14 protein-coding genes are annotated in these 12,709 nt (G+C 62.8%); 3 read left to right on the top strand and 11 right to left on the bottom strand.

Translation table 11 applies throughout. From position 1 onward, the window contains the following. Window positions 1-3: 3 nt before the first annotated feature. Window positions 4-975, bottom strand: a complete 972-nt coding sequence (locus tag ABIB73_RS16910; RefSeq protein ID WP_354225466.1) for a tripartite tricarboxylate transporter substrate binding protein BugD — start codon at window positions 973-975, stop codon at window positions 4-6. Continuing rightward, the gene (purQ, locus tag ABIB73_RS16905) at window positions 972-1,673 is read right to left on the bottom strand and encodes a phosphoribosylformylglycinamidine synthase subunit PurQ (protein WP_354225465.1); all 702 of its coding nucleotides are present in this window, start codon (window positions 1,671-1,673) and stop codon (window positions 972-974) included. The genes ABIB73_RS16910 and purQ overlap by 4 nt, the downstream gene beginning before the upstream one ends. 166 nt (window positions 1,674-1,839) lie before the next feature. On the opposite strand from purQ, the gene corA reads away from it, so the two are divergent. Further along, the gene (gene corA, locus ABIB73_RS16900; RefSeq protein WP_354225464.1) at window positions 1,840-2,856 is read left to right on the top strand and encodes a magnesium/cobalt transporter CorA; all 1,017 of its coding nucleotides are present in this window, start codon (window positions 1,840-1,842) and stop codon (window positions 2,854-2,856) included. 14 nt (window positions 2,857-2,870) lie between these two features. Here corA and purS read toward each other — a convergent pair whose 3' ends face one another. Together purS and purC are read right to left on the bottom strand one after the other, a co-directional pair. Further along, window positions 2,871-3,110 (bottom strand): phosphoribosylformylglycinamidine synthase subunit PurS, encoded by a 240-nt coding sequence (gene purS / locus ABIB73_RS16895; RefSeq protein WP_148773046.1) that lies wholly within the window; start codon window positions 3,108-3,110, stop codon window positions 2,871-2,873. Between the two features lie 13 nt (window positions 3,111-3,123). Further along, window positions 3,124-3,891 carry a phosphoribosylaminoimidazolesuccinocarboxamide synthase gene (purC, locus tag ABIB73_RS16890; protein ID WP_008974302.1) on the bottom strand — a complete coding sequence of 256 codons (768 nt, stop codon included), beginning with the start codon at window positions 3,889-3,891 and terminating at the stop codon, window positions 3,124-3,126. Between the two features lie 309 nt (window positions 3,892-4,200). Here purC and ABIB73_RS16885 point away from each other — a divergent pair, with 309 nt between their 5' ends. Further along, window positions 4,201-4,524, top strand: a complete 324-nt coding sequence (locus ABIB73_RS16885; protein ID WP_354225463.1) for a DUF1476 domain-containing protein — start codon at window positions 4,201-4,203, stop codon at window positions 4,522-4,524. 81 nt (window positions 4,525-4,605) lie between these two features. On the opposite strand, the gene cynS is transcribed toward ABIB73_RS16885, so the two are convergent. The 7 genes from cynS to ABIB73_RS16850 all read right to left on the bottom strand — a co-directional run bounded on the left by cynS (window position 4,606) and on the right by ABIB73_RS16850 (window position 11,462). Continuing rightward, window positions 4,606-5,088 carry a cyanase gene (gene cynS, locus ABIB73_RS16880; protein WP_354225462.1) on the bottom strand — a complete coding sequence of 161 codons (483 nt, stop codon included), beginning with the start codon at window positions 5,086-5,088 and terminating at the stop codon, window positions 4,606-4,608. 98 nt (window positions 5,089-5,186) lie between these two features. After that, on the bottom strand, window positions 5,187-6,119 hold the full coding sequence (locus tag ABIB73_RS16875) for an ABC transporter ATP-binding protein (RefSeq protein WP_354225461.1): 933 nt from the start codon (window positions 6,117-6,119) through the stop codon (window positions 5,187-5,189). Window positions 6,120-6,329: 210 nt separating this feature from the next. Further along, window positions 6,330-7,172 (bottom strand): nitrate ABC transporter permease, encoded by an 843-nt coding sequence (gene ntrB, locus ABIB73_RS16870; protein WP_354225460.1) that lies wholly within the window; start codon window positions 7,170-7,172, stop codon window positions 6,330-6,332. A gap of 166 nt (window positions 7,173-7,338) precedes the next feature. Further along, window positions 7,339-8,721 carry a CmpA/NrtA family ABC transporter substrate-binding protein gene (locus ABIB73_RS16865; RefSeq protein WP_354225459.1) on the bottom strand — a complete coding sequence of 461 codons (1,383 nt, stop codon included), beginning with the start codon at window positions 8,719-8,721 and terminating at the stop codon, window positions 7,339-7,341. A gap of 120 nt (window positions 8,722-8,841) precedes the next feature. Beyond that, a complete protein-coding gene (locus ABIB73_RS16860; RefSeq protein ID WP_354225458.1) occupies window positions 8,842-9,720 on the bottom strand; it encodes a sulfurtransferase in 879 nt (292 codons plus the stop codon). A gap of 50 nt (window positions 9,721-9,770) precedes the next feature. Further along, the gene (locus ABIB73_RS16855) at window positions 9,771-10,883 is read right to left on the bottom strand and encodes an acyl-CoA dehydrogenase family protein (RefSeq protein WP_354225457.1); all 1,113 of its coding nucleotides are present in this window, start codon (window positions 10,881-10,883) and stop codon (window positions 9,771-9,773) included. 36 nt (window positions 10,884-10,919) lie between these two features. Beyond that, the gene (locus ABIB73_RS16850; protein WP_354225456.1) at window positions 10,920-11,462 is read right to left on the bottom strand and encodes an OsmC family protein; all 543 of its coding nucleotides are present in this window, start codon (window positions 11,460-11,462) and stop codon (window positions 10,920-10,922) included. Window positions 11,463-11,709: 247 nt separating this feature from the next. Here ABIB73_RS16850 and ABIB73_RS16845 point away from each other — a divergent pair, with 247 nt between their 5' ends. Continuing rightward, window positions 11,710-12,378 (top strand): TetR/AcrR family transcriptional regulator, encoded by a 669-nt coding sequence (locus ABIB73_RS16845; protein WP_354225455.1) that lies wholly within the window; start codon window positions 11,710-11,712, stop codon window positions 12,376-12,378. Window positions 12,379-12,709: the final 331 nt, after the last annotated feature.

The raw sequence follows: 12,709 nt of genomic DNA, 5'->3' as shown, positions 1-12,709 counted from the left end.
CAATTACTTGGCGTCGTCCGCGAGCAGTTTCCGGTATTTCTCGACGTCGCGCGTCACGAGCTGCTGAAGCAACTCGGGCGTGTGCTCGTTGTCGTCGGGGGCAACGGTCGAGAGCTCGGCAAAACGCTTCTTCACAGCGTCGGTTTCCACCGCGGTGCGCGCGGCGGCATTCAGCTTGGCGATCACCGCCGGCGGTGTGCCCCTGGGCCCGAACAGACCATTCCAGCCCTGCGCCTCGAATTCGGGCAGGCCAGCTTCCGCCGAGGTGGGCAAATCGGGCAACGAGGCGAGCCGCACGGTCGAGCCGACCACGAGGCCCCTCACCAGCTTCTCGTTGATCGACTGCGAGACGGAGGCAGCCGCATCGCAGACGCCGTCGATTTGGCTGCCGATCGCGTCCGTCAGCGCAGGCGAAGCGCCACGATAGCCGACCAGCGTCGCGTCGATGCCCGCGGCCGTCACGAAGCTTTTGCAAATCAGGTAGTTCGACGAGCCGACGCCGGCGTGACCCAGATTGATCTTGCCGGGGTTGGCCTTGGCGTAGGCAATGAACTCTTTCAGATCCTTCGCCGGAAAATCCTTGCGTAACGCGATGATGCCGAATGTCTTCGCAACCATTCCGATCGGCGCGAAGGAGTCCGGCGTGAACGGCAGCTTTGGATAGATCGTGTAGGTCGCGGCATTCGTGCCGGCATTGCCGATCGCGATCGTATAGCCGTCAGGCTCGGCGCGGGAGGCGCGCGCGAGCGCAGTCGAGCCGCCGGCGCCCGCGACGTTCTCGATCACGATGGTCTGGCCGAGCGCCACGCCCATCTGCTCGGCGACCGTGCGCGCGATCACATCCGACGTGCCGCCGGCCGCGAACGGCACGATCATCGTGATCGGACGCTTGGGAAAATCCTGCGCGAACGCGGCGGTCGCGAACGAAAGCGCCGCGATCGCGGTGAGAGACCGCTTCAACACGAAAGAAATCACGCGGCCTTTTCCAGATGCTGGACGAGGCCGGCGAACAGGCCGCGGCCGTCGGTGCAGCCCATGATGTCTTCGACGTGGTTTTCCGGGTGCGGCATCATGCCGAGCACGTTACCCTTGTCGTTGACGAGGCCGGCGATGGAATGCGCTGCGCCGTTGATATTATGACCCTCGTCGACCACGCCATCGGCGGAACAGTAGCGATAGAGCACCCGCCCCTCGCCCTCGAGCCGCTTGATGGTCTCTTCATCCGCTTCGTAATTGCCCTCGCCATGCGCGACCGGAACACGGATCACCTGGCCGGCATTGTAGCCGCGGGTGAACGGCGTGTCGGAGCGTTCGACGCGCAGATGCACGTCGCGGCAGATGAACTTCAGCCGCGCGTTGCGCATCAGCACGCCCGGCAGCAGGCCGGATTCGCAGAGGATCTGAAAACCGTTGCAGACGCCGAGCACGAGGCCGCCCTTGGCCGCATAGTCACGCACCGCATCCATCACCGGCGCCCGCGCCGCGATCGCGCCACAGCGAAGATAATCGCCGTAGGAGAAGCCGCCGGGCACCACGACGAGATCGGTGCCGGCAGGCAGCGACGTCTCGGCGTGCCACACCATCGCCGGTTCGTTGCCCGAGATCAGCCTCAGCGCGCGCGCCATGTCGCGCTCGCGGTTGATTCCGGGAAAGACGAGGATGGCGGCTTTCATGGTTCAGGTTCCAACGGTGGCGGGAATCGGGTGGGCCAGCGGGCCAAATCGTGACGAGACATAGCCATTTGACGGGGATTTTACCAGTGCTAGCCTCGCCGGACGGCCTTGTACACAGGCCATAGCCACGGCGCTTCTGCCAACGATTTTGCCCGGGATTGAAGCCATGAATGTCCCGTCGCTGCCCACATCCCAATCCGAACCGGTGTCCGCCGAGGGCGTCGTCGCCGCCGGCGCCTATGTCGACGGCCGGCGCGTCGCTAATATCGCCATCAGCGAGGCTTCGAGCTGGCGGGCCAAGCCCGGCCATGTGGTCTGGATCGGCCTACACGAACCCGACATGGAGCTGCTCGGCGCGGTGCAGAAGCAGTTCGACCTGCACGAGCTCGCCATCGAGGACGCCAATAACGCCCATCAGCGGCCCAAGATCGAGCAGTATGGCGAGGCCCTGTTCATCGTTGCGCGCACGTCGCAATTGATCGAAGGCCGGATCGCCTTCGGCGAGACCCACATCTTCATCGGCGACGGCTATCTCGTGACGGTCCGTCACGGCGCCTCGACCTCCTACACGGCGGTGCGCGAGCGCTGCGAGAGCTGCCCGCGCGCGCTCGCCCGCGGCGAGGACTACATCCTCTATGCGATCCTCGATTTCATCGTCGACAACTACTCTCCCGTGCTCGAGAGCATTCACGAGGAAGTCGAGGAGATCGAGGACTACGTGCTCTCGAACGCCATTACCAAGGCGCAGATCGAGCGGCTGTACATGCTGCGCCGCGACCTGCTGCGGCTCCGCAACGCCATCGGCCCCCTGGTCGAAGTCTGCCGCCGGCTGGAGCATGACGAGCTGTCGATGGTGCGCCCGGCCATGCAGACCCTGTTTCGCGACGTCACCGACCACGTCCGCAACATCCAGGAGCGCATCGATTCCATGCGCGAGGTGCTGGCCTTCGCCTTCGAAGCGAGCCTGCTGGTCGGCCAGGCGCAGGAGACCGCTGTCTCCAAGAAGCTCGCCTCGTGGCTCGCGATCCTGGCCGTCCCTACCGCAGTCGCCGGCATCTACGGAATGAACTTCAAGTACATCCCGGAGCTACAGCTGGAATACGGCTACTTCATAGTGTTGGGATTGATGGCGCTCGCCTGCCTCGGATTGTACTGGCGCTTCCGCCGCGTCGGATGGCTGTGAAGCCCCCGCGCGAGTTACACGATCTCGACCCGATAATTCTCGATCACGGTGTTCGCCAGCAGCTTGTCGGCCGCGTCTTTCAACGCGGCCTCCGCCTTGGCCTTGTCGGCGCCGGCGAGCTCGATGTCGAACACCTTGCCCTGGCGGACGCTGGCGACGCCGTCGACGCCGAGCGACTTCAGCGCGCCTTCGATGGCCTTGCCCTGCGGATCGAGGATGCCCGTCTTCAAGGTAACGGTGACACGTGCCTTCACGTCGAAATCCCCTTTAGCTCTTCACCAGCACCGGGCCGGAGCCCGCCGGACGCTCGTTCTCCATGAGGATACCGAGGCGCTTGGCGACTTCGGTATAGGCTTCCAGGAGGCCGCCGAGATCCCTGCGGAAACGATCCTTGTCGAGCTTCTCGTTCGACTTGATGTCCCAGAGACGGCAGGAGTCCGGCGAGATCTCGTCGGCGACGATGATCCGCATCATCTCGTTTTCGAACAATCGCCCGCATTCCATCTTGAAGTCGACGAGGCGGATGCCGATGCCGAGGAAGAGGCCGGTGAGGAAATCGTTGACGCGGATGGCGAGCGCCATGATGTCGTCGATTTCCTGCGGCGTCGCCCAGCCGAAGGCGGTGATGTGCTCTTCCGACACCATGGGGTCGTTGAGCTGGTCGTTCTTGTAGTAGAATTCGATGATCGAGCGCGGCAGCTGCGTGCCCTCCTCGATGCCGAGCCGCTGCGACAGCGAGCCCGCGGCGACATTCCGCACCACCACTTCCAGCGGCACGATTTCGACTTCGCGAATCAACTGCTCGCGCATGTTGAGGCGGCGGATGAAATGGGTCGGCACCCCGATGTCGTTGAGGTGCTGAAACAGGTACTCCGAGATCCGGTTGTTGAGGACACCCTTGCCCTCGATCACCTGATGCTTTTTCGCATTGAACGCGGTGGCGTCATCCTTGAAGTGCTGGATCAGGGTACCGGGCTCCGGGCCTTCGTAAAGAACCTTTGCCTTGCCTTCATAAATGCGACGCCGACGGCTCATGGGGATGTACCGTGTTTTGTTGAAATCCATGTGTCTGGTGTGCTCCGGTTGACGAGAACTACGACCCACAGCGGAGCTGCCGTGAACGGCCCGGAACCCATAGAAACAGAACAGGAACCAAGCCTCAGGCAACCTATCCGATTGGCTGTCCCAGCACAATCGATCCGACCCATCCGGCGCTGAATTATACCGTCTTGCCTGCGGCTTAACGGCTCGTTGTTTTGCCGATTCGTGCCCCCTATCTAGGCATGCGCCGGGGCCGTCGCAACGAGGGCCGCCGGGTCCAGTCAGCAGGGAATTGGAACAGGCATGACCACGTTCGACAAGCGCGAGGAAGGCTTTGAGAAGAAGTTCGCCCTCGACGAGGAGCAGAAGTTCAAGGCAGAAGCCCGCCGCAACCGGCTGCTTGGCCTGTGGGCGGCCGAAAAGCTCGGCATCACCGGCGAGGCGGCCACAGCTTACGCCAAGGAGGTTGTCGCGGCCGATTTCGAGGAAGCCGGCGACGGTGACGTCCTGCGCAAGGTCGCGGCCGATTTCGCCGCCAAGAACGTCGCCGTCACCGAGCAGGCGATTCGCGCCAAGATGAACGAGCTCGCCGCGGTGGCGGTGGCCGAGGTGAAGGCGGGGAAATAGGCGAATAAATGGGCGAATAGGGAGTGGCGAATAGCGAATGGAGAACCCCATTCGCTACTCGCAATTCGCCATTCGCCCCGCTCAGCCTTCCTTGAACCCGTATTCCGGCACGTTGCCGCTGGCGCCATAGTATTTGTACGGCAGGAATTTGCCGCTCATCGTGATCTTGACGCGGTCGCCCTTCGGGTTGGGCAGGCGCTCCATCACCATGTCGAAGTCGATCGCCGACATGATGCCGTCGCCGTACTCCTCCTCGATCAGCGCCTTCCACGCTGGGCCGTTAACCATGACCAACTCGTAGAAGCGATAGATCAGCGGATCGGTCGGCGGCATCGACATGCCGCGCATCGGCGTCTCGTTGAGCATGGTGGTCTCGGACTTCGACAGGCCGAACAGTTCAGCGGCGTTCGCGGCTTGCGGCTTTGTCAATTTCATCTGGCCGAGGATCGCGCCGACGATCAGCACCTCGGAATAGCCGCCGATCTGCTCGCAGATGTGTTTCCAACTCCAGCCCTTCTCGCGCTTGATGTCGAGCAGCTTTTCAGTGAGGTCTTCGCGTTTCATGTCAGGGTCTCCTCTTGTTAAGTCTCGTCATGCCAGGGGCAGAAGTGCGAAGCACATCTACCTGCAAAATGTCCCGGGCATCCACGTTCTTGGCCGCACTAAGAAGACGTGGATGGCCGGGACAAGTCCGGCCATGACGTCTCTCTGGGCGGCACCGCCTTGGCGTCAGCCGCAATCGTGAGCCCGGGCTTGCCGATGTGAACCACGGGCACATTGCGCGGATCATGGCCCGGCTTCTCGGCCGCAAAATTCTTGCTGCGGCTGACCAGGAAATCGATGATGTGGTTGCGCAGCGCATAGTAAAGCGGATGGCGATGCAGATCGGTGCGGCCTCGATCTTTTGGTAGCGGATTTTCGACAACCTCCGCCAGCACCGCGCCGGGACCGTTGGTCATCAGGAAAATCTTGTCGGCCAGATAGATCGCCTCGTCGACGTCATGCGTGATCATGAACGCGGTCTGCCCGGTCTCCAGACAAATCCGTCGCACCTCGTCCTGCAGCGTGCCGCGCGTCAGTGCATCGAGCGCCGAGAACGGCTCGTCCATCAGCATCATCTTCGGCGTGATCGAGAGCGCACGCGCGATGCCGACGCGCTGCTTCATGCCGCCGGACAGTTCTGACGGACGCTTGTGCTCCGACCCTGTCAGGCCGACGAGATCGATGAAGGTCTGCGCATGCGCCTTGACCTTGGCGCGATCCCAACTGCGCCATTTCGAGGTCACGGCATAGGCGACGTTGCCGAGCACGGTGCGCCAAGGCAACAGCGCATGGCTCTGGAAGATCACGGCGCGGTCGAGGCTCGTGCCTGAAATCGCCTGCCCGTCGACGATGACGGCCCCCTCGCTCGGCGCATCGAGGCCGGCGAGGATGTTGAGTACGGTGGTCTTGCCGCAGCCGGAATGGCCGATCACGCAGCAAAACTCGCCACGCGCCATCGACAGCCACAAATTCTCGAACACGGCGGTCGTGCCGCCGCTTGCGCCGGGATAGCGCTTCGCGATGCCTTCGATGGAGATGAATTTGTCGATCATGGGCAGCGGCTCCGCAAGCCTGCTGCGCCCCCTCGCCCCGCTTGCGGGGAGAGGGTTGGGGTGAGGGGGAGTCTCCGCGAGGACGGCGAGAGTTGGACTCGCGGAGAGTCCCCCTCACCCGGATCGCATCTAACGATGCGATCCGACCTCTCCCCGCAAGCGGGGCGAGGTGAACTTGCGGCTGCGCCGGTGAACATCATCAGCACCACCCTACTCCGGAAACGTGACCATGCGCGTGAAGCGCGCGAGGATCTGGTCGAGCAGCATGCCGACGACCCCGATCAGCAGGATCGCGATGATGACATTGGTGATCGAGAGGTTGTTCCACTCGTTCCAGACGAAGTAGCCGATGCCGGTGCCGCCGACGAGCATTTCGGCGGCGACGATCACGAGCCAGGCGATGCCGATGGAGATGCGCATGCCGGTCAAAATCGTCGGCGCCGCCGCCGGCAGGATCACCGTGAAGGCGCGCCGGAACGTTCCGACCTCGAGCGTGCGCGCGACGTTGATCCATTCCCTGCGAACGCTGGCGACGCCAAAGACGGTGTTGAGCAGCATCGGCCAGATCGAGCAGATGAAGATCACGAAGATCGCGGAGATCGAGGAATCCTTGATGGTGTAGAGCGCGAGCGGCATCCAGGCCAGCGGCGAGATCGGCTTCAAGACCTGGATGAAGGGATCGAGCGCTTGGCTTAGCAGCGGCGACATGCCGATCAGGAAGCCGAGCGGGATGGCGACGAGCACGGCCAGGAAGTAGCCGGCGCCGACACGCGCGATCGAATAGCCGAGCTGGATGCCGAGCCCCTTGTCGTTCGGCCCGTTGTCATAGAACGGCCGCTCAAGGTGCTCCCAGAGCTTGGCGCCGACATCGAGCGGGCCGGGCATGGCGGATTTGCCCTGCGTCGCAGTGAGGCCCATCAACTTGGCGTATTCCGGGCTCATCGTGGCGATGGCGCCGGTCGAACGCGTGGCGAGATGCCAGACGCCGAGGAATGCGGCGAGCAGCACGATCGAGACGAGGCCGGCGCGGAGACGGAGGGAGGTGGTGGTCATTATGCAAGACCTCTCCGCATGTCGTCCCGGCGAAGGCCGGGACCCATAACCCCAGGGAGAAGTTTGGCGAAGACTAGTTGTTCGGTACTGCCACTTTCCGCAATCGATGAATCACGCGGTATGGGTCCCGGCCTTCGCGGGGACGACAGTGGTGAGAGAAATTCGCTCACGACGCCTTCCTGATCTTGAAGCTGGCGACGTAATCGTCCGGCTTCGCCGGATCAAAAGTCTTGCCCATCACCGCGAACGATTTGTACGCACTGGCGGGCGGCGTGAGGCCCATCTCGGTCATCAGCTTCCTGGTGTCGGTTGCGAGATACACCTGCTCGGCGACCGCCTTGTAATCGACGTCGCCCTTAATCTGGCCCCAGCGCTTCATCTGCGTCAGCATCCACACCGCAAACGACTGCCAGGGGAACGGATCGAAATCGACGCGCTTGGCATCGGTCTTCACGCCGCCGAGTCCGTCGGCATAGGTGCCAGTCAGGACCTGCTCCAGCACCGTGACCGGAGCGTTGATATAATTCGCCGGCGCGATCGCTTCCGCGATCTGCTTGCGGTTCTCCGTTTTCGACGCATAAGCGGTTGCATCGACGATGGCGCGCGTCAGCGCGGCAAAGCTGTTCGGCGCCGTCGTGATGAATTCGCGGCTCGCGGCAAAGCTACAGCAGGGATGGCCGTCCCAGATCTCCTTTGACAAGAGATGCATGAAGCCGACGCCGTCATAGATCGCGCGCTGGCAGATATTGTCCGGCGCGAGGAAGCCATCGATGTTGTCGGCACGCAGGTTCGCGACCATTTCCGGCGGCGGCACCGAGCGCAGCTGCACGTCGGTATCGGGATCGATGCCGTGCTCCGCGAGATAGTAGCGCAGCAGATAGTTGTGCATGGAGTAGTCGAAGGGGATCGCGAACTTCATGCCCTTCCAGTCCTTCGGATCGCGCTTGTCCTTGTGCTTCATCGCAAGCGTGATGCCCTGCCCGTTGATGTTTTCGATCGCGGGCACGGCAAAGGGAATCGCGTTAGCGCCGAGGCCGAGGGAGATCGCGATCGGCATCGGCGCCAGCATGTGGGCGGCGTCGTATTCCTTGTTGATGGTCTTGTCGCGGATCACGGCCCAGCCGGCGGTCTTGACCACGTCAACGTTGAGACCGTGCTTGGAATAGAACCCCAGCGGCGCCGCCATGATGATCGGCGTCGCGCAGGTGATCGGGATGAAGCCGACCTTGAGATCTTTCTTCTCGGGTGTGCCAGTCTCGGCGAACACTTCGGTCGCCGTCTTGATCGGGAAGAACTGCGACAGCGCAGCAAGTGCGGTGGACGCACCGACCGATTTCAGGAACGCGCGGCGCGCCGCGTCCTGCGGAAACATCGCCCGCATGACGGCGGAGGCAACCACGCCCTCGTAACGCTTCTCCTCGCTCTCGACCGGCTCGCAGCGCAACGACAATTCCGCATGCTCATGCTCCGCCGCCGAGCGATGCTGCCCGCACGCACAGCCAGCTTGAAGATTGCGGTCGGCATCGAACGGATCGTCGAACGTGGACATGTTGCTGCGCCCCTTTGTCACACCTCTCGCGACGGGCTTCGCTGCCCGTCGCGACAGGTCAAAATTCCTTCGTGGCCCGGCTACACCTTGCGCAGCTGGACTACGGGAAGCATGCAGATTCTATGCCGCCTTGCCTGTTACCTGGGCAGCCACCGGCAGCCCCTGCTCAATCGGCAGCGAGGGATCGCGTGACCATTCGTTCCAGGAGCCGAAATACATCCGGACGTCCTTCACGCCGGCGTTCTTGAGCGCCAGGAACGTGTTCGAGGCACGCGCCCCCTTGAAGCAGTAGAGATAGACCGGCGTGGTCGTCGAGATGCCGACGGTGGCGCATTCCGCCAAGATCTCGTCCTTGGACTTGAAGCGCGGGCCTTCGGCGGTCGGCTTCATCATGCGGTACCATTCCAGCCAGACAGCGCCGGGGATGCGGCCTTTGCGCGGGCAGAAATCCTTGCCGTAGGGCGACGAGCTGTCGCCGATCCACTCGTCGACGTCGCGCACGTCGAGGATCGCGATGCCGGGCTTGCCGACGGCGCCTAACATGGTTTTCGCGTCGATCAGGATGTCGCCGGCTTCCGGCACGATCGAGAAAGAGGCCTTGGCCGGCGCCGGGACATCCTTCGTCACCGGGAAGCCCGCGGCCGACCACGCATCGAACCCGCCATGCAGCACCTTGATCTTGGGATAGCCGAGCATGGTGAGCAGGTAGTAGCCGCGGCAGGACTGCCCGAAGCCGGAGTTCATCGACTGTTCGTAAATCACAGCCGTTTCCTTGCCGGAAAGGCCGGCACCGCCGAAGGCGTCGGCGAACTTGGTCTTCAGCTCGGCCATTCCTTCGGGCGTCGAGGTCGCGAGAAACGTGAAAATCTCATGGACGTTGACGGCGTTGGGGAGATGCCCGGCGGCGTAGGCGTCGGGGTTGCGGGTGTCGACGATGACACACGGTTCGGTCTTCAAGAGATCGGCAAGTTCGACGGCAGTAATCAGGACGTCAGTCATGGCAGCCTCTCCGTTGAGGTTTGGGGTCTTCGGGGTGGACTCGCAAAAACTCAGGCGTCGGCGAGCATCTTGCGCAACTGCTTGGTGGCAGGCGTGACGATCGCGACGAAATAGGCCTCGCGCAGGCGCCGCTGCACGCGGTGACTCTTGAGGTAGCCGCGCGCGCCACAATGCAGCATCGCCGCATGCGCCGCCGCGACGCCGGCTTCGCCCGCGCGCAAGCGCAGCGCGATCACCTTGCGCCAGTAGGTCTCCTCTTCATTGTAGGGATCGCGCGCCAGCGCCATGGTCTCCGCCTCGAGCTCGGCGGCGAGGTCGCGGAAATGCACCGGCTGCTGCGGCAGATAGCGGTTGACGTGGCCGAGGGAACCATCGACCTCGTCCATGATGTTGATGCAGTCCCGGATGAGGCCAAGCGCCATGCCGGCCTGGAGCAGGATGAAGCCCGCGCGGATCTTCTTCACGAACGGACCGGCGGGATCGGCGAGGATCAGCTCATCCGGCACGAAGACATCGCGGAACTGCACGCCATACGTGCCGGTGCCGTCCATGGCGAGGAACGGCTTGCACGGCGTCAGCGTGATCGCGGGGTCGGAGCAGTCGGCCAGGAACATCACCAGGCCAGGCTCATCTTCCCTCTCGAAGATGGTGCCGAAATAATGGTCGGGGCCGAGATTGGAGACCCAGGGCAGCGCGCCGCGAACGATGTAGCCGCCATCGACCTTGCGTCCCTTCAATTTGAGCTTCTCGATGCCGAAAAAGCTCTTCATCGGATTGGACAGTCCGGTGCCGCCGAGCAGCCTGCCGGTCGAGAAAGCATCGCCAAAACGCTTTGCCAGTTTCATATTGGTCGAGTTGGCGGCGTACCAGACCAGCGTGTTCTGGCACCAGGCCATGAAGGCCGTGGCGCCACAGACCTCGCCGATCGCCGCCATCGCCTGGATCGCGCAGCGCAGATCCGCAGGCCCTTCATGGGGCATGTGACTGCCCCAGGCGCCGACCTCGCCGAATTTTCGCAACACCTCGGCCGGATAGACCGAGCCGGCATCGATGCCGGCGGCGAGCGGCGCGAGCTGCTCCCGCGCGATCCGCGCCACCTCGCCTGCAATGGACGGTGCGGTCTGATCTAAAGCTTCGACCCGCGATAAAGCCAGTGAACCCATGATCGTCTCCCGCACCCTTGTCCTGATTGCCGTCTGCTAGATGCCGACCTCGAGATTGATCGGGCGGGTGAAGGTGTTGGCGACCGGCGACCATTTCTTCACATGGGCGACCAGCGCGTTGATGTCGTCCTGCGAGACCCCCTCGCACGCCATGTCGACCTTGACGCGCACGTCGGTGAAGCCGACCGGCTTGTCGGAGACATCGCCGGTGCCCCAGACCGCGGTGATGTTGAGGTCGCCTTCGAGCTCGAGCTCGAGCTTGTTGACGATCCAGCCACGATGCACGGCGTTGGCGTGCAGTCCGACCGCAAGGCAGGAGCCGAGCGCGGCGAGCGAGGCTTCCGACGGATTGGGCGCGGTGTCGTCGCCCAGAAGGCCCGGCGGCTCGTCGACGATATACGGCTGTAGGTTGCGGATGTAGTTGGCGTGGCGGAATTTTCCTTCCGCGACCGTCTTGCACTTCAAGGTCTTGACGACCTTCGGATTGGCCTTGCCGTTGGCGATCAGTTGCTCGAGGCCATTCTTGTCGATGGGTGCAAGGCAACCCGTCAGCACCGTTTTTTGAACGACGGCAGTCATCAGTTTTCTCCCTGGCAGCCGAGGAAATCGGCAGGATACCGAACGGTCTGTTTCCTTGCACGGAGCATGCCAGATGAGGCCAAAATCAAAATGCGAAGCATTGGAGCCGCTTAGCCGGCGCTGCCTGCGGATTGCTCAGCCGCCTCCTGCTCAAAGGCGATGCAGATGCGCTTTGCCGTGCGAATCTTTTCAGCGCGGAACAGATGCGGCTTGCTGATGCGGCGCGGCTGCGGGTAAGTTTGGACTCATGGCCAAGTCCTTACTCAACAAGACGTCGTCAAAGAAGAACTCTCATTCGCCGCACGCCGGCATGGGCGAAGACGAATCCGCGCGAGGGCGTTTGCTCAACGCCGCGACGCATCTGTTCTGCAAGAACGGAATCAACGCCACCGGTATCGATGCGATCATCGAGGAAGCCGGCACCGCGAAGACCACGCTCTACAAATTGTTCGGCTCCAAAACCAATCTCGTCAATGCTGTGCTGGAGAGCGAAGGCAAGCAGTGGCGCGAATGGTTCATCGGCGCGATGGAAGCAGGCGGCGGCGACGCGCAAACGAAACTGACGCGCATCTTTCCGGCGCTGAAGAGCTGGTTTGCGGAGGAGCGCTTCTACGGCTGCCCCTTCATCAATGCGGTCGGCGAGCACGACAAGGACGCGAAGCAATTCCGCAACATCGCGATGAAGCACAAGAAGATCGTGCTCGGCCACATCGAGAAGCTCGCCGGCGAGTTGGGCTCGGCGGAGCCCGTGGTGCTCGCGCATCAGCTCGGTCTCTTGATCGACGGGGCGATCGTCGCGGCGATGGTCTCGCGCGATCCGGGCGTGGCCGATACGGCGGCGCTCGCGGCAACTCCCCTGCTCAGCCAGTCGAAGGCGAAGAAGAAGCGCGCGGCGGATCAGCTTGAGGCGGTGTGATCTCGTCTCGATTGTCCCACCGGCTATGCCTGCAATTGCGATCAGCAAAGTGGCGCCTTCGACCAGGCACCGCTCCTCTTGCCCCCAATCGAACAAAGCGAACTGGATCTGGGCTGGCACAAACTGCACATTACAACCATTCGCGTTGATCTATGGTCAGCAGGAGCGACCTACGTGAAAGCGCGCTGAAGGCAAGGGTGGCGCTTTGATCCGTAGCGGACTGAGGGAACCGGTCCGGATACAAAAGCCATCCGCTCGTTGACGCGGCAAAAGCGCGTTCATCCGCGGATGAGGCCCTTGCCACGGCTCGGCAACTGGAGGATGCTTTAGT

Origin of the sequence: Bradyrhizobium sp. F1.4.3 (assembly GCF_040548375.1) — a bacterium.
Classification (GTDB): Bacteria; Pseudomonadota; Alphaproteobacteria; order Rhizobiales; family Xanthobacteraceae; genus Bradyrhizobium.
This window is presented reverse-complemented; position numbering and strand designations above follow the sequence as displayed.

Excerpts from the sequence above, each read along its gene's own strand:
- ABIB73_RS16850 (WP_354225456.1), bottom strand. The coding sequence starts at position 11,462 with ATGACTGCCGTCGTTCAAAAAACGGTGCTGACGGGTTGCCTTGCACCC.
- purC (WP_008974302.1), bottom strand. The coding sequence starts at position 3,891 with ATGAGCCGTCGGCGTCGCATTTATGAAGGCAAGGCAAAGGTTCTTTAC.
- corA (WP_354225464.1), top strand. The coding sequence starts at position 1,840 with ATGAATGTCCCGTCGCTGCCCACATCCCAATCCGAACCGGTGTCCGCC.
- ABIB73_RS16865 (WP_354225459.1), bottom strand. The coding sequence starts at position 8,721 with ATGTCCACGTTCGACGATCCGTTCGATGCCGACCGCAATCTTCAAGCT.
- purQ (WP_354225465.1), bottom strand. The coding sequence starts at position 1,673 with ATGAAAGCCGCCATCCTCGTCTTTCCCGGAATCAACCGCGAGCGCGAC.
- ABIB73_RS16860 (WP_354225458.1), bottom strand. The coding sequence starts at position 9,720 with ATGACTGACGTCCTGATTACTGCCGTCGAACTTGCCGATCTCTTGAAG.
- ntrB (WP_354225460.1), bottom strand. The coding sequence starts at position 7,172 with ATGACCACCACCTCCCTCCGTCTCCGCGCCGGCCTCGTCTCGATCGTG.
- ABIB73_RS16885 (WP_354225463.1), top strand. The coding sequence starts at position 4,201 with ATGACCACGTTCGACAAGCGCGAGGAAGGCTTTGAGAAGAAGTTCGCC.
- ABIB73_RS16845 (WP_354225455.1), top strand. The coding sequence starts at position 11,710 with ATGGCCAAGTCCTTACTCAACAAGACGTCGTCAAAGAAGAACTCTCAT.
- cynS (WP_354225462.1), bottom strand. The coding sequence starts at position 5,088 with ATGAAACGCGAAGACCTCACTGAAAAGCTGCTCGACATCAAGCGCGAG.
- ABIB73_RS16875 (WP_354225461.1), bottom strand. The coding sequence starts at position 6,119 with ATGATCGACAAATTCATCTCCATCGAAGGCATCGCGAAGCGCTATCCC.
- ABIB73_RS16855 (WP_354225457.1), bottom strand. The coding sequence starts at position 10,883 with ATGGGTTCACTGGCTTTATCGCGGGTCGAAGCTTTAGATCAGACCGCA.